The organism is Streptomyces lasiicapitis, assembly GCF_014646335.1.
Lineage (GTDB): Bacteria > Actinomycetota > Actinomycetes > Streptomycetales > Streptomycetaceae > Streptomyces > Streptomyces lasiicapitis.
This window is the reverse complement of record NZ_BMNG01000007.1, coordinates 329,040-354,924: the sequence shown is the minus strand read 5'-3', so window position 1 is coordinate 354,924 and position 25,885 is coordinate 329,040. Positions and strand designations below refer to the sequence as shown.

The following is a 25,885-nucleotide window of genomic DNA, read 5'->3' as shown; positions in this document are numbered from 1 at the left end:
CGGGAGGGTGGCTGAGAGGCCGACGGCGACGACGGTCGGGACGGCGGGGACGTGCGAGCTCCGCGAGGGCATCCAGCTGCGGGACGCCATCGGCAACGTGTTCACCAAGGCGGTGTACTGCGACAACATTCCCTCGGACGTATACGCCCGCGCCGACTTCGCCTCGCCGGTGAGCGGCTGGCTGAAGTTGTCGCCGTCGTGGTTCCCCTGCTTCACCACCGGTCCCGAGGACACCAAGGGGAACAAGACCTGGTACTACACCCAGGGCGATCAGGTGGGCGCGATGCCCAGGATCAAGGGGTGGGGCGTCGTTCCCGCGGAGGTCGTGCAGTTGCCGACGGGCACCCCGCATCCCTTCCCGGACCTGCCTCGGTGCCCGTGGTTCTAGTTCCCCGGATGTCGCACCCTGAGAGGGAGAGTTGTCATGCCTCATAGGCTCGCGCAACGTACGAAGGTGGCGGTGCTGCTCGGCGCCGCCGTACTGGCCGCCGCGCCCACGGCGTCGTACGCGCACGCCACGGCCCCGTCCGCCGCGGCCACGACCGAATGGCGCCTGTGCATGTACCTGGGAGGCCACCCCACGCTGAAAGCGGGGGACTCCGGTGAGCCGGTGCGCCACCTCCAGTGCGTACTCAACGAGGTCTACCGCTATCAGACCGTCCCGGTGACCGGTGCCTTCGAGACCATCACCGAGGCCTCCGTCAAGCATCTGCAACAGCAGTTCGGCCTGCCGGCCACCGGAGTTGTCGACGCGGCGACGTGGACCGCCCTGCACCCGTAGCACAGCGATCACGCCGATCACAGGGAGAGTTCTCGGATGACTGCACAAGCCAGACCCTGGAAGGGGTGGTCGGGCATCGTCGTAGCCCTGATGTGTGCCGCGTTCGCCGCGGCCCTCAGCGTGCCCGCGTACGCCGCGACCGCCCCGGTCCGCCCGGCGTCGCCCTTCGCTCCCGCGCAGAACGTGAACATCGTCAACACCCACAGCAAGCTGTGCATGGAGACTCCGACATCGGCCGTCGGCCAACCGGTGCGCCAGGGACGCTGCTTCGGCAAGCCCGCCGCGCGCTGGTATCTCCAGACCTCGGGCGCGGGCAGCGGTGCGGTCAACATCGTCAGCGCGGTGAGCGGCACCTGTGTCGCCGTGGAGAACGGGAGCCCCGCCGCGGGGGCCGCGATCCGCCTTGCCGAGTGCGGCAGTGGCCCTGCCGTCAGCTTCCGTATCGTGCCCATCGGTGACGGCGTCGGCTTCCAGACGATGACTTCAGCGCAGCCCAAATGCCTGGAGGTCACCGAGTCCTCCACCGCCGACGGCGCGGCGCTGCGGCAGTGGGACTGCAATCAGCAGCCCGGCTCTCGCTTCGCCCAGCAGCAGTTGCCCCGGCAGTGGGGCACCACCCTCGTCAACAGTCACAGCGGCAAGTGCCTGAGCATCCTCGACCGCAGCGGGGCGGACGGCGCCAGGGCGATCCAGCGCACCTGCGTGGGCAGCGCCGACCAGCGCTGGCAGGTCGTCGAGCTGGGCGAGGGCAACGTCGCCGTGGTCAACGAGAACAGCGGCAAATGCCTGGCCATCAGCAACGGAAGCCTGGACAACGGCGGCAACGCCAATCAGTTCTCCTGCGACGGCTACAAGTTCCACACCTGGGCCATGACGCCGGAGGGACCGGCGGAGAACCGCACGTACACGCTCGCCAATCTCCGCAGCGGCAAATACCTCGGCATCCGTGGCCAGAGCAAGGACGAAGCGGCCCAGGCGGAACAGTGGGACCGCACGGCGTACGCGGACCAGGTGTGGCGCATGCAGCCGTCACCGGCCTAGCCGGAAGCAACGCCCCGCGCTGGACCAGCCGACCAGCCGATCAGCTGACGCGGGCAGCAATGGTCCGCGCACACCCCAGCGACTCGGTACGTGAAGTGTCCACCTCCAGGTCATAGACCACGCCCTCGTGCACCACCTCTGCCTGCGCCGCGGCCATCCCCTGGACCCGGTCACCCCGGGCAACCTCGCGCCCCGTCGCGACCGCGCTCTCGCACCGGACGCCGACCCACAGCACGGGCAGATCACCGAGAGCCTTCTGCCACCGCTGCTGGGACGCCGCTCCGCCGAGGAACACATCATCGATGATGACCTTGGCGCCCGCCCGCGCCATCGCCACGATCCCCTCCGTCCAGGCCACCTCCAGCGCCCGGAAGTCCGCCCCGACACTCACCCCGCCGTCCGCCTCGAACACGATGCCCGCGTCCGAAGCCCGCATCCGCGCGGGCAGCGCGTCGACAAACGAGTCGCACCCGAACGCCAGCCAAGGATCCGGCAGCACAGCCTGCAGACACCGCACGATCCCGGACTTCCCCGAGCTGGAACCACCGTTGAGAATGATCATCTGAGTCGTCACCGCGTCACAATAGGACGTCGGCCGCACGGCGACGAAGCCGATTTCTGCGAAGCCGCGACACATGGGTGGCTGAGCTCACCACCACCAGCTCAGGCACGCGGTGCGTGGTCATAGAGTCTGAGGGTGTCCTGCTTCGAGACCGTCACCCACATCAACGCGCCGCCGCAGCTCGCCTTCGACCTGTCGATGGACGTGGACGTGCACACCGCGTCCATGGCCGACTCGGCGGAGCGCGTCGTCGCCGGTGTCACGGCCGGGCGGATGGAACTGGGGGACACCGTCACCTGGGATGCCCGGCACTTCGGGCTGCGCTGGCGGATGACCTCGCGCATCAGCATCCTCGACCGGCCGGGCCACTTCGTGGACGAACAGGTATCAGGCCCGTTCAAGCACTGGCACCACGCTCACTACTTCGAGCCGGACGGAGGTGAAGGCACAGTGATGCGCGACGTCATCGACTACGCCGCTCCGCTCGGCCTCCTGGGCAGGGTTGTCGAGTCCGCCGTGCTCGATCGGTACATGCGCCGGCTCATCAGTACACGCAATCGGCACCTGAAGGCCGCCGCGGAGGCCGCCGGCGTCTGACCCCAGCGGGGCACCTTCACCACGGAGCACGTGGAACTGGACGGAACATTCGTCCAAGACAGGTTCCGCGGCACCGGCCATGCTGAAGGCATGTACAGCTACGACCTCGATGACGGCTGGAACGTCGTGCGGCCGGGCGGTGGCCTGGCGGTGGATGGCGTTCAGGTGGCCGGGTTCCGGTGTCCTCCCGGGGGAGGCCTGGACATGCGGGTGCTGCCGCAGCCGTTCGTGACCGTCGTACTCGGCCTGGGGGACGTCGAGTTGGCGGTGGAGGGCGGCGCGGGGCGGCAGGCCCTGGGCAGTCTCGGTGCCGGGCCCGCTCCCGGGCCGACCCGGGTGCGGGGGCGGCGGTTCGCGTGTGTCGAGTTGAAGCTGTCGCCGGTGGCCGCGTACTCGCTGCTGGATGTCTCGCCTGTGGACATGCACGGGGCCGTGACCGGATTGGAAGATCTTTGGGGAGTACGCGGGCGGCTGCTGAGTGAGCGGCTCGCCGACGCGGGGGCGTGGCCGGAGCGGTTCGGGCTGATCGATGACTTTCTGGCCGAGGAGGGCGCGCGGGCGCCGGCCGTGGACCCGGAGGTGGCTGCCTGCTGGTCGCGCATCGTCGATCTACGGGGGCGGGTACGGGTCGGCGAGCTGGCCGCCGCGTGCGGATGGAGCCGCAAGCGGCTGTGGTCCAGGTTCACCGCCCAGCTCGGCTTCACGCCCAAGCGGGCGGCGATGCTCGTCCGCTTCCACTGCGCGGCCCAGAGGCTGTGCGCGGGCGAGGACCCCGTCGAGACGGCGCTGGCATGCGGGTACGTCGACCAGTCCCACCTGCACCGCGACGTGCACGCCTTCACCGGGTGCACGCCCCGCGCCCTCGCGGGGACGGCCACGTCCGTTGACGCGACAAGTACCTAGACGAGTACCTCGACAAATGTCTCGGTCGATCTATCGACAGATGTATCTGCAGATGTGACGGATGGCTTGAAAGGGAAACATCATGACGCATGACCACGACGTGCAGGCAGCCGCAACTCCCGCCGACGTAGGCGTGATCGCCCAGCTCGCCTTCGGGAGCATGGCCGCACAGACGATGCGCGCGGCGCTGCGGCTGCGGGTGGTCGAGCTGATCGGGGACAAGGAGATGCAGGCCGCCGACGTGGCCGCGCAGGCCGGTGCCGCGCCCCAGCCCATGGGCAGGCTGCTGCGCGCCATGGCCGGGCTCGGCCTCCTCCAGGAACGCGCCGCGGGCACCTTCGCCGTCACGCCCGCCGGCGCGCTGCTCGACTCCGGGCGACCGGGCTCGCTCGCCTCCTTCGCCCACATGTTCACCGAGCCGGCCATCATCCGCGCCTGGGAGCACCTGGACGACAGCGTCCGCAGCGGGGACACCGCCTTCGACCAGGTCTTCGGCACGGACTTCTTCGACCACCTCAAGCAACACCCGGATCTGTCGGCCAAGTTCAACGCGGCGATGAGCCAGGCCACCCAGGAGACGGCAGCGGTGCTGCCGGGCGCCGTGGACTTCGGGCGGTTCACCAGGGTGATGGACGTCGGCGGCGGTGACGGCACGCTGCTCAGCGCCGTACTGCGGGAGTATCCGGACCTCACGGGTGTTGTGTACGACACGGAGGAAGGCCTCGCCCAGGCGCCCGAGACGCTGCGCCGGGGCGGTCTCACCGACCGCTGTTCCCTGGTCACGGGCGACTTCTTCCGCTCGGTGCCCGACGGCGCCGATCTGTACATGATGAAGAGCATCCTCCACGACTGGTCGGACGAGCAGGTGGTCACGATCCTGAGCCACTGCCGCGCGGCGCTGCCACCCGGCGGCCGCGTCCGGATCGTCGAGCCCGTGCTCCCGGAAGTCGTGGACCCCGAGACCGCCGGCCTCACCTACCTCAGCGACCTCAACATGCTGGTGAACGTGGGCGGCAGGGAGCGCACCCGCGCGGAGTTCGAGGAGGTGTGCCGCAGGGCGGGGCTGACGGTCACGTCGGTGACACCGCTGCCGGGGGCGGAGCCGTTCTTCGCCGTCGAGGCGGCGATCGCGGAGTAGCCGTTCCCGGGCCACCAGGCGGCGTACGCCTCCGAACTCGAACAGCTCGCACCGGACGATCTAGCGTGGACGTCATGGATCCGCTGGCCGAGCTGGACGCACGTATCGCGGGGTGTGCCGCGTGTCCGCGGCTGGTCGCGTGGCGGGAGGAGGTGGGGCGGGTCAAGCGGGCCGCGTACGCCGACTGGACATACTGGGCGCGGCCGGTGCCGGGGTTCGGGCCTGCCGATGCCTCGCTGCTCGTCATCGGGCTCGCCCCGGCGGCGCACGGCGGCAACCGGACGGGGCGGATGTTCACGGGCGACCGGTCCGGCGATGTTCTGTACGGAGCGCTGTACGAGGTGGGCCTCGCGTCGAGCCCGGTGTCCGTGGCCCTGGACGACGGGCTCGCGCTGCGCGGCGTACGGGTGACCTCGCCGGTGCACTGTGCCCCGCCGGAGAACAAGCCGACGCCGGGGGAGCGGGACAGGTGCAGGCCGTGGCTCGTGCGGGAGCTGGAGCTGCTGGGGCCGCGGCTGCGGGCGGCGGTGGTTCTGGGGGCGTTCGGGTGGCAGGCGGCGCTGCCCGCGTTCGCGGAGGCGGGCTGGCGGGTGCCGAAGCCGCGGCCGAAGTTCGCGCACGGGGCTCATGTGACGCTGGAGCGTGCGGCACCGGACGAAGCCGCTGACGGTGGTCCCGGGCCGGGCCCGGTCACCCTGTACGGCTGCTTCCACGTCAGCCAACGCAACACGTTCACCGGCCGGTTGACCCCGGACATGCTCAAGGACGTCCTGCGGGCGGCGGCGGGCGAGGCGGGCATTCCGCCGTACGACGCGCCGAAGGGCTGACCGGGTCGACGACGGCCTGATCAGGTGCTCGGCTTACTGCTCCGCCGCCACCACCTCGTGGGCCAGCCGGACCAGGTCCGGGACCGCCGGGTGGGCGGGCGTACCGCTCCGCCAGGCCAGGAGGAGCGGCACGGGCGGGGCGTCGGTCAGCGGGCGGTAGGCGATCGCGGGGTGGGCGTGCAGGTGGCGCGTCGCCGAAGTCGTGATGCCCACGGCCCGGCCCGCGGCGATGGCCGTCAGCCACTCGTCCGTGTTGGTGACCTCGATCGCCGCCGTGGGACGCGCGGCGGCGGGCCAGAGGTCCGGGGTGGTCGTGCCCGCCACCGTGTTCATGGCGATGGGCCACGCCGCGAGGTCGGCCAGGGTGAGGGAGTCGTGCTCGGCGAGCTCGCTGCCCGCGGGCACCGCCGCCACCCGCTCCTCGTGCAGCAGGAGTTCCGTGACGAGCCCCGGCGCCGTCACCTCACCGCGCAGCAGGGCGACGTCGACCTTGCCCTGGGTGAGCCCGGCCGTACGGTCGTCGATACGGCGCAACTCCAGCGGTACGTCCGGGTGTTCCTCGTCCCAGCGGCGCAGCAGCGGGACGGTGCGGTCCCCGAGCGCGGGCCAGGGGTGGCCGAGGCGCAGCGGCAGGGCCGTGAGCGAGCGCGGGTCGAGGGCCGTGTCCACGGCGGCCAGCGCGGCGGCGGCCTTGTCGCGGAACGTCCGGCCCGCAGCCGTGAGCTCCAGATGGTGCGTGGACCGGTCGACCAGGAGTACGCCGAGATGGGTCTCCAGCTGGCGCAGCGTGCGGGAGAGCGCGGGCTGGCCGATGTGCAGCCGGGCCGCGGCGCGCGTGATCGCGCCCTCCTCGGCGATCGTGAGGAAGGCCCGCAGGTGACGCAGTTCCATGGTCATGCCTGGAAAGCATAATGACGGCGCAATCGGCATTTCACGCGGAGCCGACGGCTTCGTAGCGTGCTCGGTATGGCAAACATGACTTCCCGGGTGGGATCGGTGGGCGCGGGACGCGCGGTGGCGCAAGGCGCGGCGACAGCACAGGGCGCCCCCACACCCGGCCGCATCCGCCGCGCCACCGGACGACGCCCCGCCGGCGTCGGCAGCCTCAGCGGCATCGGCCTGGTACTGGCAGGCGCCCTCTCCGTGCAGTTCGGCTCCGCCGTCGCCGCCCTGCTGTTCCCGCGCGCCGGGGCGCTCGGCGTGGTGTCCCTGCGGGTGACGCTCGCGGCGGTGCTGATCCTGGCCGTCTGCCGCCCCCGGCTGCGCGGCTACACCCGCGGGGACTGGGCGGTCGCCGGTGGCTTCGGGCTCGCGCTCGGCGGCATGAACATCCTCTTCTACCAGGCGATCGACCGGATCCCGCTGGGCCCCGCGGTGACCCTGGAGGTCCTCGGCCCGCTCCTGTTGTCCGTCGTCGCCGCGCGCCGGGCGGCGAGCCTGGTGTGGGCGGGGCTCGCGCTCGTGGGCGTCTTCCTGCTCGGGCAGGCCGGATTCAGCGAGCTGAACCTGGCGGGCGCCGGGTTCGCCCTGGGAGCGGGCGCCATGTGGGCGGCGTACATCGTCTTCAACTCCCGGGCGGGCGCCCGCTTCCCGCGCCTGGACGGCCTGGCCGTGGCGATGGCGATCGCGGCGCTGGTGAGCCTGCCGCTGGGCATCGCCTCCGCGGGCAGCACGCTGCTTGAACCGGGCGTGCTGCTCCTCGGCCTCGGAGTGGCGCTGTTGTCCTCGGGGGTGCCGTACACGCTGGAGTTCCTCGCCCTGCGCCGGCTGCCCGCGGCGACCTTCGCGGTACTGATGAGCATGGCCCCCGCGATCGCCGCGCTGGCCGGGTTCCTGGTCCTCGGGCAGACCCTGTCGGCGCTGCAGTGCCTGGCGATCGCGCTGGTGGTGGGGGCCAGCGTGGGGGCGGTACGGACGGGGAGGTGAGGCGCGCTTGTCGCCGCCGCGCGCACCGATCAAACTGGCCGCGTGAGAGTACGGGACCGGCTCCGGGGGGACTTGCTCGCGGCGGTCGAACTCGGCGTCGCCGCAGACGAGTTGAGTGCAGTGATCTCTCGTGTGGTCGCGTCCGTGGTGCCGCACGACGCGGCCGCGCTGATCGCCACCAGTCCCACGGCGGGGCTCGGCATCCCCTCCTTCACCTTCCTGCACGGCGTCGAGCCAGACATCGGTCGCGCCATGGTTCACCGCTTCTACGCCGGGAACGACCCGTTCCCGCCACAGGCCCTCGCCCGCCGCGCGGTCCCGGCAGGGGTCGTGGGCGCCGCACACGACGGAACCCCGGAACCGGACGGCGCGCGTAAGCCGGACGAGGCACCCCCACGCCCGCCGCTCACCACCCTCGGCGTCGGCAGTGAACTGCAGCTGCTCATCCGGGACGCGCGCGGAGTGTGGGGCATGCTCGGCCTGCTGCGGTCCGAGGGAGCCGCACCCTTCAACGAAGCCGACACGCGACGCACGGCGGAGCTCGCACCGCTGCTGGTGGACTTCCTGCGCGGATACGTCACCAGGGCGCCGCTCGTCCCCGCCCTGCCGACGCTGCCGCCCGGCGTGACCATCATCGGCCCCGACGGCACCGTCCGCGCGGCCACACCCCAAGGCAGAGCGTGGAGCGACCAACTCCGCGGCTCCGTACGGGACCCGGCCTGGGTCGGCGAGTCCTTCCTGGCAGGTCTGGCCACGTACGTACGCCGACACGCGCAGGACCCGCGGACCGGCCCCGCGACACTCATCGGCCCCGCCGCGGCCTACGGCCGCTGGATCATCTGCCAGGCGCAGCCCCTGGACGGCGAGGCGGCCGGCGACCTGGCCGTCGTCGTGCACGCGGCGACGGGCGAGCACGTGCTGCCGTCCTTCTGCGACTGGTACGGCATCACGGCCCGCGAGCGCGAGGTCGTCGGCCACCTCAGCCAGGGAACGGCCCCGCAGCGCATCGCCCGGTACCTGGACGTCTCCAGGAACACCGTGAACGACCACATCAGAGCGGTCTTCCGGAAGACCGGCGCGGGCGGCCGCGCGGAACTCCTCGCGGCGATCACCTGACAAGGCGGCCAGGCGGCAAGGCAGTCGGACAGAAACCGGGGCAACCAGACAGCAAGCGGCCCCGCCGCGACGGGGGAGCGCGGCGGGGCCTTACGGCCTTGTTCCCGCATTCGGACGGGCTATGCCTCGCGCCGGGCGCCGAGCCGCTCACGCCCCCGCCGCTGCCGCCTCGACCACCCCTTCCCCGGCACGCGTACGCGCGTACAGCACCTGCCGCCCCGCCCGATGCGCGCTCACCAGACCCGCCGTGCGCAGCGCGCTCAGATGCTGGGAGACGCCACCGGGGGTGAGGCCGCTGCGGCGGGCGAGTTCCGTGGTCGACGCGGGAGCGGTCAGCTCGGCGAGGAGCAGGGCGCGGGAGCGGCCCATGACTCCGGCGAGCGCCTCGGAGACGGGCTTGGGGCGGGACTGCCACAGGTCGCCGACACCGCGCGGCGGGTAGCGGAGCGACGGCTGCCACGTCTCGCCCAGGACGGAGAAGATGCGCGGCCACACGAACGCCGACGGCACGAGCAGCAGGCCCCTGCCGTCCAGGCGGCGCGGGCCGTGCGTCGTGAGGTGGGCCAGTTGCAGGGTTCCGTCGGCCCAGGCGACCTGGGGGTCCAGGTCCGCGAACAGGTGGTGCGCCCCGCCGTCCACGAGGCGGCCCGCGCGGTAGCGGATGTCGTTCTCCAGGAGGGTGAGGACGCGCGGCCAGTAGGGGGCGAGGGCCAGGTCCCAGTACCCCTGGATCACCTCGGCCAACTCGTCGAGCCGCGCGGCGGGGGAGGCGCGCAGGGCGGCCATACGCGCCTCCGGCACCGCCGAAGTCGTCGTCAGGAGCTCCGGCGGAGTGGCCCGCAGCGTCGCCAACTCCATGGCGAGCGAGGGCAGCGGAGTCACCGGCGGCGGGCAGAGGAAGGAGGGGATGCTGCCCGTCCACGGCGACCGGGACAGCACCGGGATCAGGTCGAACAGGGCGCCGAAGTCGCGTGCGGAGGCAGCGAGCCGCGGCCGGACCTGCTCCGTCCACGTACGGTGCAGGCCCTGCTCGTCGGCGCCCTTGAGCACCCGCACGCTCGCCACCACTTCCCACAGCGGGGACAGCGCGAAGCGCGTACGGGCGACATCCTCCCGGTCGAACTCGATCTCAATCATTTAGCTCAGGCTAAATCAATGGGAGGCGGCGCAGGTCGGCGCGCACCGTATGCGCATGCATCCAGATCCCGGGTCTCCGTGGCGCATACGCGGTTTCCGTACGCTCTTCACGGCGAGCGCCCTCAGCCATCTCGGCACCAACGTCGGCTACGTGGCCATTCCGCTGCTCGCCGTCACCGTCCTCGACGCGACTCCCGGTCAGGCGGGCGCCCTTGCCGCGCTGTCGACGGCCGCCTTCCTGCTCATCGGGCTGCCCGCGGGGGCCTGGGTGGACCGGCTGCCCGGCCGCCGGATCCTGGTCGCCGCCGACGCGGCGCGGGCCGCGCTGCTCGTCTCCGTGCCCGTCGCCTGGTACCTGGACGCGCTGTCGCTGCCGCAGCTCTACGTCGTCGTGCTCCTGAACGGCTGCGCCACCGTCTTCTTCGACGTCGCCTCGCAGAGCATCCTGCCCGAACTCGTCGGCCGGGAGCGGCTGATACCCGCCAACACCGCCGTGGTGAGCCTGATGGCCGGAGCCAACATCGCGGGCCGGGGCGCGGGCGGCCTGCTGGTGCAGCTCCTCGCCGCGCCCTTGGCCATCCTGGGCGCGGCCGTCGTCTACCTCGCCTCCGCCATCGGGCTTGTCGGCGTGCGGAGTTCGGGCGTACGCACCCCGGTGCCGGCCGGGCGGCGGCTGCGGGACGACATCGCGGAGGGGCTGCGGCACGTCTTCGGCAGCCGCGAACTGCGCGCGCTCGCGCTCACCGCGACGCTCAGCAATCTCGGCGCACAGATGATCAACTCCATGCTGCCCGTCCTGTTCACCCAGGACCTGGGCCTGTCGGCGGGGCTGCTCGGCCTCTACTGGGCGGTCGGCGGGGTGGGCCTCCTGATCGGCGCCACCTGCGCCCGCCGCCTCGGCGCCCGCTTCGGGCACGGACGCGCGCTGGGGCTCGTCGGGCTGTGGTTCGCCCCCGCCGGGCTCGCCGTCGCCCTGATCGGGAACGGGCCCTGGCTGTGGGTGGCCACCGCCGGCTGGCTGGCGGCCACGGCGAAGACGGGCGTGGACAACGTCCTCGGCGTCAGCCTGCGCCAGCGCCTGACCCCCGACGCGCTCCTCGGCCGCATGAACGCCACCTTCCGCTTCCTGCTCACCGGCGCGCTCGCCGTCGGCTCCGCCCTGGGCGGCCTCATCGGCGAACTCGCGGGCGTGCGGGTGGCGGTGTGGGTGGGAGCCGTGTTCCTCACGGGAGCCTTCCTGCCCGTCCTGTGTTCCCCGCTGCGCACGATGCGCGAGCCGCAACGCACGGACCCGGACCCCGTCGAAGCCCCCGTGCGGCCCTGACATACCGTACGCGGCGTGACTTCGACTCGACGGACCGATGTGAGCCCCACCAGGGACGAGGAAGGTGTGCTGCTGCCTCGGCTGCGGCTCAAGGGCGTGCTGGGGCGCGGCGCGATGTTCGGGGTACTCGCCAACCTCGTACCGCTCATCGGCATGTTCGTCGTCACCGAGCACGACGACCGGGAGACGTTCCTCGCGGTCGTGTCCGGACTCGGCCTGATCGCGGGCGGCTCCCTGCTGCTGATCGGCCTGTTCTTCTGGTCGGCGTGCGGGAGCGACGTACGCCGCTGGCGCGACCTGCGTACCGTCACCGGCCAGACGGAGGGCGTGACGATCATGGCTCCCGCGTGCGTCCGCGCCGGGGTGGTCGGGCTGCTGCTCTTCCCCGGCCCTTACGGCCTCTACCACCTGGTGGACGGCGCCGCGTTCGGAAGTTGGCTCTACGGATCGTGAGCGCGGGCGTGCCGCGGGCCGCGCGCCGCGGCGCGCGCGAGGGGGGTAAACCTCAGCGCCGGACATGTGGCGCGCTCCAGTGACGAGGACTTCGCCAGTGCGGAAGAGTGGCGCGCATGGCGACACGATCACACCCCATCAGTACGCACGGACTCTCGCACGCACGAACTACTCACCGCCGACGCCGCGTTCGCCTCATGGCGGCGTCGTCCTTACTCGCGGCGGCCGGGCTGGTCGTCGCACTCGGCCCGCCCGGGCAGGCGGCCACGCATCCGGCGGGCACCCCGGTCGGCTCTGTCGCCGCACCGGCGGACGCCGCCGGGAGCGGCACCAAGTCGCCGAGCCACGCGCAGCAACGAGCCCAACTGGAGCACCTGGCACGGAAGTTGGTGGCCGCCGGGGCGCCGGGCGTGATCGTGCGGGTGGACGACGGTCGAGGGAAGCCGGTCGAGATCGCCGAGCAGGCGCCCTGGGCCCGGCGGGATCACCGGCTCCGGGCGGATGACGAGTTCCGGATGGGGTCCAACACCAAGACCATGATGGCCACCCTCGTGCTGCAACTGGTCGGTGAGGGCAAGCTCGCCCTGACCGACCCGGTGCGGAAGTGGCTGCCGGTCCAGGTGCCCAACGGCGACGCCATCACGCTGCGCATGCTCCTGAACCACACCAGCGGCCTGTACGACTACACCGAGGACCCCGCGATGGTCCCGTCGATCCTCGGCAAGGACCGGACACGGTGGACACCGGAGCGGCTGCTCGCCGTCGGCGTGCGGCACGATCCGAAGTTCCCGCCGGGCACCAAGTGGGCGTACAGCAACACCAATTACGCCGCGATCGGTGCCGTCCTGGAGACGGTGACCGGCAAGAGCCTGGCCGAGCTGGTGCGCGACCGGATCGCCCGACCGCTGGACCTCAAGCACACCTACTACGCCACGGACTCCGCCTGGCGCGGCCCGCATGCCCGTGGCTACGAACCCGACGCGGCCCACATGCCGCCGGGGGTGCCCGCCGAGTTCAAGGACTACGCCGGGACGCCCCGCCACGGTCACGTGGACGTCTCCCGCAACAACCCCTCGTGGGGCGGGCCGGCCGGGGCGATGGTGTCCACCGCCCACGACTGGGGCCGGTTCTACACCGCGTTGATGTCCGGAAAGCTGCTGCCCGCCGCACAGCTGGCCCAGATGCGCACCGCCGTGCCGACTCTCCCGGACCAGCCGAAGGGGCCCGGCTACGGCCTCGGCATCGCGACCGCGCCGACGCCGTGCGGCACGGTGTGGACCCACGACGGCGGCATCCCCGGCTACCTCAGCGTCAACTTCACCGATTCCACGGGCGGTCGCACGGCGACCGTCCTCGTGTCGACGGAGGCGTTCGCCGAGTTCCCGGAGGCCTTTCCGGAGATCGACAACGCCACCAAGGAGCTTCAGACCGCCACGATGTGCACGATGTTCGGCAAGCCGGCCCCGACCGACTAGAGGGTCCGGCCCCGACCGACTAGAGGGTCCAGCCCCGACCGACCAGAGGGTCCGGCCCCACCGACTAGAGGGTGAGGATGCTGATCCCCAGCATCCTCGCCCCGGTCTCCGTACGAGGGCGATGCGTACTGCCCGGCGCGAACACGACGTAGCTGCCCGGCCCGAGCAGTCGTCCCCGGTCGATGAACTCGCCCGAGATCACGTAATAGCGCTCTTCGCCCTCGTGCTCGTCGACCTCGGGCCATTCGGTCCCCGGAGCGAAGTCGTACAGCCAGCCGCGGGCCCACTCGGTGGCGGGCAGCCGCCGCCGGACGATCCCGGGGACGACCTCGACGGGCTCGACGTCGTCGACGTGCAGGAACTGTACGTCACTTGAATCTTGCGTCATGCCCTCATCGTCACGGCGGGCGATCACTCCGGCCAGTGTCTGGATTGACGCGTACAGGTATTTTCCTGCCATGAGTGTTCATCGCGTGGTCGCGCTGGTCCTGCCGCCGCAGTCCACGTTCGAGCTGGCGTGCGCCGCCGAGGTCTTCGGCGTGCGCCGGCCAGGACTGCCGGGACGGTACGAGTTCACGGTGTGCACCGAGCGCCCGGGGGCCGTGCCGACCCTGGCGGGATACGACATGCTGGTCGGCGCGGACCTCACGGCGCTCGACGCCGCGGACACCGTGGTGATCCCCGGCTGGCAGCGGCGCGATGAGGCCGCCGCGCCCGCGGTGATCGAAGCGGTCAGGGAAGCCCACCGCCGCGGCGCCCGCGTCGTCGCGATCTGCTCGGGCGCCTTTCTGCTGGCCGAGGCCGGACTCCTCGCCGGGCGCAGGGCGACCACCCACTGGCGGTTCGCCGACCAACTCGCCGCCCGCTTCCCCGACGTGCGGGTCGAACCCGACACGCTGTACGTCGACCTCGGCGACATCGCCACCAGCGCGGGCACCGCCGCCGGCATCGACCTGTGCCTGCACCTGGCCCGCGCCGACCACGGTGCCGCCCACGCCGCGCACATTGCCCGGCACATGGTGATGCCCCCGCACCGCGAGGGCGGGCAACTGCAGTACAGCACCGCGCCCTCCGCCGACCGCCCGCCGCCCTCGCTGGCCCCCGTCCTCGACTGGGCCACCGAACGGCTCCACCAACCCCTCGGCCTCGACGACCTCGCCGCGCAGGCCGGAATCTCACCGCGGACACTCGCCCGCAGGTTCGCCGACCAGCTCGGCGTCAGCCCCGGCCGCTGGCTGCTCCAGCAGCGCGTCGCGGCGGCCCAGGCCCTCCTGGAGGGCACGGACCTGCCGGTGGAGACGGTCGCCGTCCGCGTCGGCCTGTCCTCGGCCGCCAATCTCCGCAGGCGCTTCCACGCCCTCGTGCACACCACGCCCGCCGCCTACCGGCGTTCCTTCGGTCGCCCTGTGCATGCGCGTGTCGTACGACAAGGCTGACGACGGGGAATCCGACGCTCCTGGTTCAGATCCGGCCAAATAGGCCGAGAGCAAAGCTGTCTGGCCGGATCTTATGGGAAGTTGTCAGGCGCTCTCCTCGGGAAGTTTGTCAGGGACTTCCTGAGTCGAAAGTCCGACAGGAAGAATTGTTCTGCGGGGTCTTGTCAGGGGATCTCTCAGGCCAGGGAGATTCCTTCATCGCCTCGGTGCCGAGCGCTCGCAGCGAAGCCGAACGCCCGCGTCGAAGGCGACACCCGTGACCGGTCCGGTCGCGTCACTCCAGATCCGGTCACGTCACTTGAGATACGAATCCCACGCATCGCCATGTCCGCACGCGCCCAACTGCGATGGCCGCGGACCACAACCGCGATGGCGAGGTGCTGTCGGCCGCGCCTGTGTCGCCGTGCGGAAGGCGGTGCGAGGGAATTGCACGGGGGAGAAACAATGCCGCACGACCTGGGTGCCGGAATGCTGGTCGCCAAGGATCACGAACAGAAACAGATAACGGGAGCCGTATTGGCCAAAAGGGGCGCGGCGGTGATCGGGCCCGCCGGAGTGGGAAAGACGGCACTGCTCTCCGCGGTGACGCGCCTGCTCGACCCCGCCCGGTTCGAAGTCGTCTGGACCGCGGCGACCGAGGCGGGAAGCCGGATTCCCTTCGGCGTGTTCCGCGGACTGTGCTGCGTGGAAGCCCCGTTGGACCACGGCCGCACGTATGGCCTGGTCCGGCGCGAACTGGGCCGCCGCGCCGGACAGCGCACCCCGGTGCTCGTCATCGACGACGTCCACCGCCTCGACGAGTGGTCCGCGGCCCTGGTCCTGAGTCTGGCCGCCGACGGGAGCCTGCGCCTGGTGGTCGCCGCCCGCTCCGGCCTGGAGATGTCCGACGCCGTCGTCGCGCTGTGGAAGGACAAGTACCTGGAGCGCCTGGACCTGACACCGCTCTGCCGCGCCGACACCGGACGGCTCGTATGCGCGCTGGTGAACGGCGAGGCGGCGCGGACCACCGTGGACCTCCTGTTCCGGTGGACCGGCGGAAACCCGCTGTTCGTGACCGAACTGGTCCGGCACGCCCGCGTGACCCGCCGGCTCCAGCAGTCGTGCGGCCTGTGGTGGTGGCGCGGCCCGCTGACCGTGCCGCCCCGACTTGCCGAGCTGTTCGACCGCGAGCTGCACGGCCTCGGCCCCGTACAGCGCGATGCCCTCGACGCCGTCGCCCTCGGCGAACCACTGCCCCTGCCCGTCCTGGAGGAGGTGGCCCCTGACGTCGTCGAATGCCTCGAAGCAAGGGGCTTCGTCCGCACCACCGAGTCCGGAGGCCAGATCCTGGTGCGGCTGAGCGGGCCGATGCTGGGCGCGGCCGCACGCCAGCGGCTGCCCCTGCTGCGCCGCCGCCGCCTCGCGGGCGCCCTCCTCGCCGCGAGCACCCTGCCCGTGCCGCAGCCGGACCAAGTCAACCGCGCCCGCTGGCAGTTGGACGCCCACGGCCCGGTCGACGCCGATCTGCTGACGCTCGCGGCCGAGACGACCTACCGGCACGACCCCGAACTCGCCTGCCGCTTCGCGCGCCGCGCGCTTGACCGGTCGAGCGCCGCCGCCGTCCCGCTGTCCCGCGCGCTGGTCGAGCTCGGTGACATCGCGCAGGCCCGGAAGGTCCTGGAACGGGCACGCGCCAAGGCGACCGAGCCGGACGCACGGCTGCCCCTTGAGATCGCGCTCGCCGAGCACCGCTGCTGGGCCGACCGCGATCCCGCCCGCGCCGCCGACGAACTCGCCACCCTGCGAGCCGAAGCGCCCACTCCCGGCGACCTGACCGCGCTGGACGGCGCACACGCGCTGGTGCTGCTCTTCGGCGGCCGGACCGGCGCGGCCATGAATGTCGCCGAGCGGGTCCTGCGCCGTCCCGCGCACGGACCGGGCGTCGCCTCGGCCCGCCTGGTCCTCGCGATCTGCCGCGCCCTGACCGGACGTACGAAAGAGGCGGTAGCGCTCGCCGAGGACGCTCCGACGGGCCGGTCCTGCCCGGCTCATCTGTCGGAACTGGCCGCCGTTGTACGGGATTTCCGGCTGCTCTGGCCCGCGTCCAACGCGTCCAACGCGTCCAACGCGTCCGGCACGTCCAGCACGTCCCACGTGCCCGGCGCCGCCCGCGAGTCCGCGCACGACCACCGCGCGGGCACCCCGGGGCAGCGCCACGGCGCCGAGTCGGCGTTGCTCGGCGGCTATCTCCAGTGGCTCGTCGGCCACCGGCCGGAGGCCGTCGCGCTGCTGCGGGAGGCGGTCGGGCAGCAGTCCGGCGGGCGGCGTCTCTTCCGTACGGAGGCCTCCTGCTGGCTGGCTGTCTGCCTCGCCGAGGAAGGCGAGCCCGACGCCGCCGAACGTGTCCTGGCCGGATGCCGGTCCGACCCGGTCGCCGTCGTCCCGGGCCAGACTCACTGGGCACAGGCCGCAGTGGCCGCGGCGCGGGGCGATCAGATGACCGCGTCCGCTTCGGCGCGGAAGGCCGCCGAGGCGGCTCAGGACGCCGGCTGCTGGGCGGTGGAGGTCGAATACCTGACGTACGCGGCCTGGCTCGCGCCCGACAGGCCGCCGCCCGGCGTCGTGGACCGGCTCGCACTCGCCGTACGACACGTCGACGCGCCGCGCCTGGTCGCCGGAGCGGAGGCCGTCCTGGCGCTGTCGCGCGAGAGCGGCGCCGAACTGCTCGACCACGCCGTCCGGCTCGATGCCCTCGGCATGGGCGCGCAGGCCTGGCGGCTCGCCGAATCGGCGGTGGCCGCCCTGCGCAGGGAGGGCGGCCACCGCCTCGGCGACGCGGTGATGCTGGTGGGCAAACTGCGTGAGCGCCTCGGTGTCGCCCCGGCGGCGGCTCCGTCCGAGGCGCTCACCGCACGCGAGGTGGAGATCGCCTCACTGGCCGCCGGCGGCCTGTCCGACCGCGCCATCTCCGACCGGCTCGCCCTGTCCGTTCGCACGGTGGAGAGCCACCTCGCCCGCATCTACCGCAAGCTCGGCGTGCACTCGCGGCGCGACCTTCCCGCCGTTCTCGGCAGGAGCTGAGCCGACGACGGGGCCGGTGGTGTAGGCCGCTGCGTGGAGCGTGTACATGTCCGCGTAGCGGCCGCCCCGGGCGAACAGCTCGGTGTGCGTGCCCCTTTCGATGATCCTGCCGCCGTCCAGGACCACGATGAGGTCCGCGTCGCGCACGGTGGAGAACCGGTGCGACACGATCACGGTGATGGTGTCAGACCCGTCAGACCCGTCAGACCCGTCCGACCCATCCGAAACGGACGCGTTCCCCCGCAGGTAGCGGCGCAGCAACTCGGCCTCGCTGCCCGGGTCGAGACTGGCGGCGGGCTCGTCGAGGAGTACGAGGGCGGGCTCGGTACGCATCCGGGCGCGGGCGAGGGCGAGCTTCTGCCACTGGCCCGCGGACAGGTCCGTGCCGTCCGGCATGGTGCGGCCGAGCTGGGTGTCTAGGCCCTTCGTCAGACCCGCCACCACGTCGGCCGCACCGGCGGACTCCAGCGCCGCCCGCACCGCCGCCGGGTCGTCGAGCGCGCCGAGGTTCCCCAGGCCGACCGCCTCACGGGCGAGCAGCTCGAACCGGCAGAAGTCCTGGAAACAGGCCGTGACCCGGCCCCGCCACTGCTCCGCAGGCACCTCGGACAGATCCTGCCCGCCGAAGGTGATCCGCCCGGCCGACACCGGCTGAAGCCCCGCGAGCAGGGCGACGAGCGTGGACTTGCCCGCACCGTTGTCCCCGACGATCGCGACCGTGGCTCCGCGGGGCAGGCGCAAGTCGACGGGGCCGAGCGCCGGGACCGTACGCCCCGGATAGGTGAACGTGACCCCTTCGAGGACGAGCTCGCCGCCCGACGGCAGCCTCGCGTCGTCCACCGCACGCACCCCGTTCCCTCCGGCTGTCCCGTCCGCTCCAGCCGTCCCGTCCGGCCTCCCGCTGTGCGGGTAGTCGACCAGCCGCAGATACAGCCCGACCGTGTCGAGCGAGCGCCGCAGCCACCCAAGGAGCCAGCCAAGACCGGTGGTGGCGCCCACGAGCCGCGTGCTCAGCAGCAGGACAAGCACGGCCTGGCCCGCCGAACCCGAACCGTGGATCACCGAACGCGACACGACGTACAGACCACCGATCAGCGCGGAACCGAAGAACAGCCAGCCCACCGCCACGGCGATCGCGCCCTTGGCCCGTGCCGCCTCGCGCGGCCCGCTCGCGGCGGCGAACGCGTCCCGGTGGCGCGCCGCGATCTCGTCGGCGAGCCGGTAGAGCCGGACCTCGCGGGCCGGGGCGGGGTCGGTGGCCAGCGAGAACAGGGCCCTGCGGCGGCGATCGGCCTCGGCGCCCGCGCCTTCGGCCGCCGTGACCAGACGGGCCTGCCAGCGGTTGGCGGCCGCCAGCGGCAGCACGGTCAACGGCAGCAGCGCGAGCAGTGGGCTCGCGGTGATCAGCAGGACGAGGGCGGCCGCGAACCTGGCGAACAGGTTGGCGTTCTCCACGAACGCGGCCAGGGCGGAGCCGAATTCGCCGCGCCGCTGCCGCACCACCTCGGCGGTGTCCAGGAATTTGGGGTCCTGATAGTGCCCGATGTGCGGCGGTGTCGAGCACAGGTTCATCAGCCGGCGGTCGAACTCGAGGCCCACCCGGTGCTGCAGCACCATCCGTATGTCGGTCGCGACCGCAGTGGCCTGGTGGATAAGCACGGTGACTATGAGCAGGAGCAGCCCGCCCCACACCGTCTGGGCGCGGTCGTGCGAGACGGCGCCGTCGACCATCCACTGCAGGCCGACCGCCTGCAGCGCCGCGACGACGTTCAGGAGCGGGGAGAGGATCAGGACGAGCAGCCCGCGCCGCCGGTCCACCTTGATCGCGGTGCCGATCAGCAGCCGGACGGCGGCGAGATTCTTCCGCACGATGTTCTTCCGCGCGACGTTCTTGCGTACGACGTTCTTACGCACGACGGCTTCCTCCGTGCAGTTGGAAGGGTTCGGACTGGACGCGGAACATCCGCGCGTACCGGCCGCCGGAGGCGACGAGTTCGTCGTGCGTGCCGAACTCGCTGATCCGTCCGCCGTCGACCACGGCGATCCGGTCGGCAAGGCGGACGGTGGCGAACCGGTGCGAGACCAGGACGGTGGTGAGCCCCGCGGTGATCTCCAGGAAGCGGGCGTAGAGCTCGTGTTCGGCCTCGATGTCGAGGTGCGCGGTGGGTTCGTCGAGGACGAGCACCCGGGCGCCGTGTCGCACGGCATACAGCGCGCGGCTCAGCGCGAGCCGCTGCCACTGCCCGCCGGAGAGTTCGGTGCCCTCGGTGAAGGCGCCGCTCAGCGGGGTGTCCCAGCCGTCGGGCAGCTCCTCCTCCACGCCGAGGAAGCCGCCGAGCCGGGTGGCCGCGGCCAGGTCGGCGTCGGTGGTCGCGGTCTCGATGTGGCCGAAGCCGATGTTGTCGCGTACGGAGAACGGGTAGCGCACGAAGTCCTGGAAGACGACAGCGAGTTGGCGCCGCCAGGTGTCCGGGTCGTAGCCGCTGAGGTCCTGGCCGTCGACCGTGATGCGGCCGCCGTCCGGGAGATAGAGCCCGGACAGGAGCTTGGTGAGCGTGCTCTTGCCCGCGCCGTTGTCGCCGACGATGGCGAGCGAGGAGCCCGCGGGGATGGTCAGATCCAGGTCGTCGAGCACGGGTCCGCGGCCGCCGGGGTAGGCGAACCGCACTTTGTCGAACCGGATCTCGCGCCGGGGCAGCCCCGCGGCGGTGAGCCGGCCGCGCTTCCCAGGCGTGTCCAGGGCGCCGACGGCCAGCGCCGCGGGTACGGCGGTGCTCGCCGTGTGCAGCTGCCACTGCAGGTCGCCGGTGAAGCCGAGGGCGAACAGGCCGAGCAACGCCTGCAGCGCGATGGCCAGTTGGCCGACCGAAAGGGAACCGTGAGCCGCCTGAAGGGCGAGCGGCAGTACGACGGCGAGGTGGGCGAACAGCAGGAGCAGGATCGCCACGGTGTGCCGCCCCGGGCTCACCCGGGCCCTGCGCATCTGCACCATGCCGTCCCACCAGGCCACGGCGAACCGCTCGACGAGCCAGCTGCGCAGGCCGAAGAGCCGCAGCTCCTTGGCCGCGGGCGCGGTCGTCGCTGTGTCGCGCAGGTACGCGGCGCGCCTGAGCTGCGCCGTCTCGCCCGCGTGCGCCGACACCGACCGCTCGATCTCCTTCTCCTGCCAGCGGCCGGTCACCACCCAGGCCGCGCCGAGCACCAGCGGCATCCACCACTGGCCCGCCCAGCCGAGCAGGACCGCCGAGACGAGGCCGCCAAGCCGCAGTGGCACGAGTCCGGCCAGCGCGTTGACCGCCTGACCCGGCGGGTAGGTGCCGAGTCCGACGGCCCGCGCCTGTTCGATCCGGTCGGCCACGGCCGGATCGTCCAGATGCCCGATCTGGGCGGGGCGCAGCGCGCCCTCGACGGTGCGTTGGGCCACCGCGCCGTCGAGGGCGGTGCCGAGGCGCGCGGCCACCATGGTCCTGATCGGGTCGAGGACCATGTCCAGGAGGAGGACGGTCGCCAGCAGGGCGAGCCCGATGACGACACCGCGCATGGACTTCGGCGTATCGGTGAGCGCGACGACGAGGCGACCCGTCGCCAGGGGCAGCAGGGCGCTGCCCACCGCCTGCGCGACAAGGAGCGTCGCGAGGACGAAGGTCAGCCCGCGCGCGATCCGCGGCAACTGCCGGACCAGTACGAGGACTCCGTTGTGGACTGTCATGGTCCGGTTCACCCTTCAGCGGGTCGTCGGCTCACGTGGCCGGTGGTGGGTGCGGTGGCCGCTCCTGTCCGGAAGTGGAGCGACCACCGCTGGGTATTAGCTAGGACGCGGACCACTCGTGGTCGGGGGCGGGTACATCATTTGAAAGCACCTCCTCTCGCTCTCGGCTGAAATGAACGCTAATCCGTGGCGAGCGGAAAGAGATCCGTAGTCGAGTACGCAATTCGAGGCGGCCCATACGGAAGCCGGGGGGATGCCCGTAGGTACAACGCCTCTGCGTACCAAGGGAAGTTCATTGCGTACTCCACTACGGACGACCTGTGGCGAGGGCCATTCGTAGAGTGCGGATCCAGGAATGTGTGCCCGACTACAGCCTGGAGAACCACTGATGACCAACACGGAAACGACAGAAAGCAGTTCCCCGGCAGTGGATGACGACGTCAATCCCAACGCCGTCATCTGGGACGTCACCTTCGCCTGTCCCTTGCGCTGCTACCACTGCTACACGGAGTCGGGCAGGCGTCCCGCCAAGAATCTCAGCCACGAGGAAATGCTGAAGGTCGCGGACGCGATCATTTCCCTGGAACCGGAGATGATCACGCTGTGCGGCGGTGAGCCGCTGACCATCAAGCGGATCATCGACGTGGCCCGGCACTTCGACGACGCGGGCGTGAAGGTCTTCGTCTACACCAGCGGATGGGCGATGCCGGCGGCGACGGTCGAGGCGCTCGCCGACGTGGCCACCAAAGTCGTGGTGAGCCTCGACGGTGGCAACGCGGCGACGCACGACCGGATCCGCGGACGGCGCGGCTCCTTCGAGCGGGCGACGGGCGCGCTCGCGCGGATCGACGCCGAGGTCGGCCGCCGGGTCTCGGTGGGTGTCCGGGCCCCGCGGTTCGGCATCGACTATGTGGTGGTGCGCAGCAACTACGGGGAACTGGACCAGATGTGCGCCGAGGTGGCCCCCAGGTTCCCGCACCTGGAGACCGTGTACTTCGGCGCCGTGGTGCCCACCGGCCTGGCCAGCCGGCCGTCGTTCGTCGAGCACGAACTGCTCAGCGACGAGCAGGTCGCCGAGCTGATCACGCCGGACACCCGGCGCCGGCTCCAGGACGCCGCACCGCCGTCCGTCACGGTGGAGACCACCGAGAACTTCGAGGTCCAGATGAACCCGGACTTCCTCGCGCGCACCCCCAGCTTCCGCCCCTTCGAGATCGAACCGGACGGCGAGGTGCGCGGCATGCCGATCTACGAGGGAACCGTGGGCAGCCTGCTCACCGACGAGCCGCGTGAGGTGTGGCGGCGCGTACGGGATAGGTGGAACGACCCGTTCGTCGTCGAGACCCTCAACCGCATCCGCACCCGCGCGGACTGGGCCGAGGCCGTGCGCATCCTCGACTACCGGTTCGCGTCACCCGAGGACCGCCGCCGGATCGACAGCAGGCCGACCTACCGGCCGACGGCCGTGGAGGGGGCGGCCTGAACACCACGGGACCCTAAACACCACGGAACCCTGAACGCGCCGGAACCGTGAACACCACGGAACCCTGAACATCGCAGAACTCGGCCTCTTCTGCCGCTGACGGCAGCGTGCGCCGGTCGCGCCGGACGGATCGTGCCGGATGCGACCGGCGCGTATTCGTATGTCTGTCTCGGGCGTGCTCTCGCGGCGGACGCACGCCCGGGTGCGCTCAGTCGCCTCCTGTACCACGTTCCGTGCTCCCTCCCGGGACTGTTTGGCTGGCCCAGGCAACTCGCTTACGGGACAGGCCCGTTCAGCCCGTCCGTACGCGCACCGACCACGTGACCCCACCCCCCTTCACGCCGGCCCGGAACACATCCGCGCGCCCGCACGCACCCGTGCACGTCCGCTCACGTACAGGGAGGCAATGTGTCCACACCCGAAAGCGCTGCCGGACCCAGCACCGATCGCGGCGAAGAGCCCGCCACCGAGGCCCAGCTCACCAGCCTCAGCACCCAGGCGGCGCGCCAGCTCTCCACGACCACCAAGTCCGAACCCCAGATGCAGGCCATCACCTCGCGATGGCTGCTCAAGGCGCTGCCGTGGACGGACGTCAAGGGCGGCACCTACCGCGTCAACCGGCGCCTCCAGCTCAGGATCGGCCGCGGCCGCGTGCAGTTCGAGCAGAACGGCGCCGACGACATCAAGGTCATCCCGGAGACGCTCACCGAACTGCCGGTCCTGCGCGGCTACTCCGACACCGCGGTCCTCAAGAAGATCGCCTCCCGCCTGCGGGTGCGCCAAGTGCGCGTCGGCGAGGTCCTCTTCGGCGCGGGACAGCCGGTCACCGAGACCTACCTCGTCGTGCACGGCCGCTTCACCCGCTACGCCACGGGCAAGTTCGGCGAGGAGGAAGTCGTCGGCGTCGTCACCGACGGCGACCAGATGGGCGACGAGGCCGTCGGCAGGGCCGACCCGCTGTGGCTGACCTCGGTGCGGGCCGAGACCGCCGGGGTGGTCCTGGTCCTGCCCTGGGACTCGCTGACGCAGATCGTGGAGGACTCGCCCTCGCTCGCGGCGCACCTGGACGCGTTCGCCGTGCAGCAGCTCAAACCCATGAACCGCAAGGGCGAGGCCGACGTCCCCCTGCAGGCGGGCCACGTGGGGGAGCCGACCCTCTCCAGCGGATACGTCGACTACGAACTCGCCCCGCGCGAGTACGAACTGTCCCTGACCCAGACGGTGTTGCGCATCCACACCCGCGTCGCCGACCTCTACAACAACCCCATGGACCAGACCGAGCAGCAACTCCGCCTGACCGTCGAGGAGATCCGCGAACGCCAGGAGTGGGAGCTGGTCAACAACCGCGAGTTCGGGCTGCTGCACAGCGTCGACTACGGCCAGCGCATCAGCACCTTCACCGGCCCGCCCACCCCCGACGACCTCGACGAACTCCTGTCGATGCGCCGCAAGACCAAGCTGTTCCTCGCCCACCCCAAGGCGATCGCGGCGTTCTTCCGCCAGTGCAACCGCCGCGGACTCGTCCCCGGCACGGCGACCGTCGACGGACACGAGGTCCCCGCGTGGCGAGGAGTCCCCCTCTTCCCGTGCGGCAAGATCCCCATCAGCGACGAGCACACCACCAGCATCATCGCGCTGCGCACCGGAGAGGCCGACCAGGGAGTCGTCGGCCTCTACCAGACGGGAATCCCCGAGGAGTACCAACCCGGCCTGAACGTACGGTTCATGGGCATCGACAGTGCCGCGATCATGAGCTACCTGGTCACCGCGTACTACTCGCTCGCGATCCTCGTGCCCGACGCCGCAGGCATCCTGGAGAACGTACAGATCGGGCGGAACGCCGAGTGAGCACACCGCCCGCGTCCGAGACGCCCCCCTGGCGAGCTCCCGGGCCGCCGAGCCCGGCCCGGGCCCTGCGCGCCCGGCGGGGCGGCCCGATCCCCGGCCTGCGCCACCGGCCCGCCGTGCCCGCGGAGCCCGAGAAGGTCAAGGAGGTCGACCGCAGGCTGGAGGCCTGGGCGCACCACCACGACCTGTTCCCCGCGGCGTGGAAGGGCGACTTCGCGGGCTTCCAGTTCGGCCGGGCCGTGGTGCTCCAGCACCCGGGCGCGGCCGACCTGGAGCGGCTCGCCGCGGCGGGAAAGCTGCTGCTCGCCGAGAACCTCGTCGACAGCTGCTACTGCGAGGCGGACGAGGGCCGGGGCGGCTCGCCGCGCGGCCTCGGCGGCCGGCTCGTCCTGGCGCAGTCGGCGCTCGACCCGTTCCACGGCGCGCCCGAGCAGGAGGCCCAGTGGCGGGGCGGCGTGCGGGCCGACGGGCCGCTGCGTTCGTACCACCAGGCCCTGAAGGACTTCTCCGCCCTCGCCACGCCCAGCCAGACCGACCGCTTCGTGCACGACATCGCCCGGCTGCATCTGGGCTACCTCGGCGAGGCCGCCTGGTCCGAGACCCGGTATGTGCCGCGGACGTGGGAGTACCTGGTGATGCGGCAGTTCAACAACTTCCGCCCCTGCCTGTCGATCGTCGACGCCGTCGACGGCTACGAACTGCCCGAAGCGCTCTACGCCCGCCCGGAGATCCAGCGCATCACGGCCCTCGCCAGCAACGCCACCACCCTCGTCAACGACCTGTACTCCTTCACCAAGGAGCTGGCCAGCGACCCCGACCACTGGAACCTGCCCCAGGTCATCGCCGCCAACGAACGGTGCGGCCTCAAAGCGGCGTATCTCAAGGCCGTCGAGATCCACAACAAGGTCATGGAGGCCTTCGAGGAGGAGTCCGCGGCCCTCGCCGCCACCTCACCCCTGGTCGAGCGCTACGCCGAGAGCCTCGCCGCGTGGGTGTCCGGCAACCACGAGTGGCACGCGACGAACACCCACCGCTACCACCTGCCCAACTACTGGTAGCACCCGCCGAC

Annotated in this window: 22 protein-coding genes and 1 pseudogene; 17 read left to right on the top strand and 6 right to left on the bottom strand. The window is 71.7% G+C overall.

Annotated features, from left to right (window positions below; all coding sequences use genetic code 11):
- Positions 1-7 precede the first annotated feature (7 nt).
- From IEY91_RS17880 to IEY91_RS17870, 3 genes are read left to right on the top strand one after another with little or no spacing between them, the layout of a single operon-like run.
- The gene (locus tag IEY91_RS17880; RefSeq protein ID WP_189174739.1) at positions 8-388 is read left to right on the top strand and encodes a hypothetical protein; all 381 of its coding nucleotides are present in this window, start codon (positions 8-10) and stop codon (positions 386-388) included.
- Positions 389-424: 36 nt separating this feature from the next.
- Positions 425-781, top strand: coding sequence for a peptidoglycan-binding domain-containing protein (locus tag IEY91_RS17875; protein ID WP_189174738.1), 357 nt, complete (start codon positions 425-427; stop codon positions 779-781).
- Between the two features lie 36 nt (positions 782-817).
- Positions 818-1,822, top strand: a complete 1,005-nt coding sequence (locus IEY91_RS17870) for an RICIN domain-containing protein (protein ID WP_189174737.1) — start codon at positions 818-820, stop codon at positions 1,820-1,822.
- Positions 1,823-1,862: 40 nt separating this feature from the next.
- On the opposite strand, the gene cpt is transcribed toward IEY91_RS17870, so the two are convergent.
- Complete coding sequence (gene cpt, locus IEY91_RS17865; RefSeq protein WP_229697047.1) at positions 1,863-2,396, bottom strand: chloramphenicol phosphotransferase CPT; 534 nt, start codon at positions 2,394-2,396, stop codon at positions 1,863-1,865.
- 123 nt (positions 2,397-2,519) lie between these two features.
- Here cpt and IEY91_RS17860 point away from each other — a divergent pair, with 123 nt between their 5' ends.
- The 4 genes from IEY91_RS17860 to IEY91_RS17845 all read left to right on the top strand — a co-directional run bounded on the left by IEY91_RS17860 (position 2,520) and on the right by IEY91_RS17845 (position 5,849).
- Positions 2,520-2,981: an SRPBCC family protein gene (locus tag IEY91_RS17860; RefSeq protein ID WP_189174736.1), complete on the top strand. Its 462-nt coding sequence runs from the start codon at positions 2,520-2,522 to the stop codon at positions 2,979-2,981.
- 90 nt (positions 2,982-3,071) lie between these two features.
- Positions 3,072-3,884 carry a helix-turn-helix domain-containing protein gene (locus tag IEY91_RS17855; protein WP_189174735.1) on the top strand — a complete coding sequence of 271 codons (813 nt, stop codon included), beginning with the start codon at positions 3,072-3,074 and terminating at the stop codon, positions 3,882-3,884.
- 82 nt (positions 3,885-3,966) lie between these two features.
- Positions 3,967-5,022: a methyltransferase gene (locus IEY91_RS17850; protein ID WP_189174734.1), complete on the top strand. Its 1,056-nt coding sequence runs from the start codon at positions 3,967-3,969 to the stop codon at positions 5,020-5,022.
- A 74-nt stretch (positions 5,023-5,096) separates the two neighbouring features.
- Positions 5,097-5,849, top strand: a complete 753-nt coding sequence (locus IEY91_RS17845; RefSeq protein ID WP_189174733.1) for a uracil-DNA glycosylase — start codon at positions 5,097-5,099, stop codon at positions 5,847-5,849.
- 33 nt (positions 5,850-5,882) lie between these two features.
- Here the strand turns inward: IEY91_RS17845 and IEY91_RS17840 are convergent, their stop codons facing one another.
- On the bottom strand, positions 5,883-6,746 hold the full coding sequence (locus IEY91_RS17840) for a LysR family transcriptional regulator (RefSeq protein ID WP_189174732.1): 864 nt from the start codon (positions 6,744-6,746) through the stop codon (positions 5,883-5,885).
- A gap of 78 nt (positions 6,747-6,824) precedes the next feature.
- On the opposite strand from IEY91_RS17840, the gene IEY91_RS17835 reads away from it, so the two are divergent.
- On the top strand, positions 6,825-7,775 hold the full coding sequence (locus IEY91_RS17835) for an EamA family transporter (protein WP_189174839.1): 951 nt from the start codon (positions 6,825-6,827) through the stop codon (positions 7,773-7,775).
- Between the two features lie 42 nt (positions 7,776-7,817).
- Positions 7,818-8,891, top strand: a complete 1,074-nt coding sequence (locus tag IEY91_RS17830; protein WP_189174731.1) for a helix-turn-helix transcriptional regulator — start codon at positions 7,818-7,820, stop codon at positions 8,889-8,891.
- Between the two features lie 147 nt (positions 8,892-9,038).
- Here IEY91_RS17830 and IEY91_RS17825 read toward each other — a convergent pair whose 3' ends face one another.
- Positions 9,039-10,028 (bottom strand): ArsR/SmtB family transcription factor, encoded by a 990-nt coding sequence (locus IEY91_RS17825; RefSeq protein ID WP_164327631.1) that lies wholly within the window; start codon positions 10,026-10,028, stop codon positions 9,039-9,041.
- 55 nt (positions 10,029-10,083) lie between these two features.
- Between IEY91_RS17825 and IEY91_RS17820 the strand changes: the two genes are divergently transcribed.
- The 3 genes from IEY91_RS17820 to IEY91_RS17810 all read left to right on the top strand — a co-directional run bounded on the left by IEY91_RS17820 (position 10,084) and on the right by IEY91_RS17810 (position 13,280).
- Complete coding sequence (locus tag IEY91_RS17820) at positions 10,084-11,352, top strand: MFS transporter (RefSeq protein ID WP_189174730.1); 1,269 nt, start codon at positions 10,084-10,086, stop codon at positions 11,350-11,352.
- A 15-nt stretch (positions 11,353-11,367) separates the two neighbouring features.
- A complete protein-coding gene (locus IEY91_RS17815; protein ID WP_229697045.1) occupies positions 11,368-11,805 on the top strand; it encodes a DUF6336 family protein in 438 nt (145 codons plus the stop codon).
- Between the two features lie 197 nt (positions 11,806-12,002).
- Positions 12,003-13,280: a serine hydrolase domain-containing protein gene (locus IEY91_RS17810; protein ID WP_229697044.1), complete on the top strand. Its 1,278-nt coding sequence runs from the start codon at positions 12,003-12,005 to the stop codon at positions 13,278-13,280.
- Positions 13,281-13,344: 64 nt separating this feature from the next.
- On the opposite strand, the gene IEY91_RS17805 is transcribed toward IEY91_RS17810, so the two are convergent.
- The gene (locus IEY91_RS17805) at positions 13,345-13,668 is read right to left on the bottom strand and encodes a cupin domain-containing protein (RefSeq protein WP_189174728.1); all 324 of its coding nucleotides are present in this window, start codon (positions 13,666-13,668) and stop codon (positions 13,345-13,347) included.
- 70 nt (positions 13,669-13,738) lie between these two features.
- On the opposite strand from IEY91_RS17805, the gene IEY91_RS17800 reads away from it, so the two are divergent.
- Both IEY91_RS17800 and IEY91_RS17795 read left to right on the top strand, forming a co-directional pair.
- Entirely contained in the window at positions 13,739-14,716 is a 978-nt protein-coding gene (locus tag IEY91_RS17800; RefSeq protein WP_189174727.1) for a helix-turn-helix domain-containing protein, read from the top strand.
- Between the two features lie 444 nt (positions 14,717-15,160).
- Positions 15,161-17,776, top strand: coding sequence for a LuxR C-terminal-related transcriptional regulator (locus IEY91_RS17795; protein ID WP_189174726.1), 2,616 nt, complete (start codon positions 15,161-15,163; stop codon positions 17,774-17,776).
- 303 nt (positions 17,777-18,079) lie between these two features.
- Here the strand turns inward: IEY91_RS17795 and IEY91_RS41855 are convergent.
- Both IEY91_RS41855 and IEY91_RS17790 read right to left on the bottom strand, forming a co-directional pair.
- A pseudogene (locus IEY91_RS41855) lies at positions 18,080-19,348 on the bottom strand (ATP-binding cassette domain-containing protein); the annotation flags it as partial.
- Between the two features lie 334 nt (positions 19,349-19,682).
- A complete protein-coding gene (locus IEY91_RS17790; protein WP_189174725.1) occupies positions 19,683-21,485 on the bottom strand; it encodes an ABC transporter ATP-binding protein in 1,803 nt (600 codons plus the stop codon).
- A gap of 388 nt (positions 21,486-21,873) precedes the next feature.
- On the opposite strand from IEY91_RS17790, the gene IEY91_RS17785 reads away from it, so the two are divergent.
- The 3 genes from IEY91_RS17785 (at position 21,874) to IEY91_RS17775 (ending at position 25,874) form a co-directional block, all read left to right on the top strand.
- Positions 21,874-22,968, top strand: a complete 1,095-nt coding sequence (locus tag IEY91_RS17785; protein ID WP_189174724.1) for a radical SAM protein — start codon at positions 21,874-21,876, stop codon at positions 22,966-22,968.
- 408 nt (positions 22,969-23,376) lie between these two features.
- Positions 23,377-24,816 (top strand): family 2B encapsulin nanocompartment shell protein, encoded by a 1,440-nt coding sequence (locus tag IEY91_RS17780; RefSeq protein ID WP_164327640.1) that lies wholly within the window; start codon positions 23,377-23,379, stop codon positions 24,814-24,816.
- Entirely contained in the window at positions 24,813-25,874 is a 1,062-nt protein-coding gene (locus IEY91_RS17775; protein WP_164327641.1) for a family 2 encapsulin nanocompartment cargo protein terpene cyclase, read from the top strand. The genes IEY91_RS17780 and IEY91_RS17775 overlap by 4 nt, the downstream gene beginning before the upstream one ends.
- The last annotated feature ends 11 nt before the right edge of the window (positions 25,875-25,885 follow it).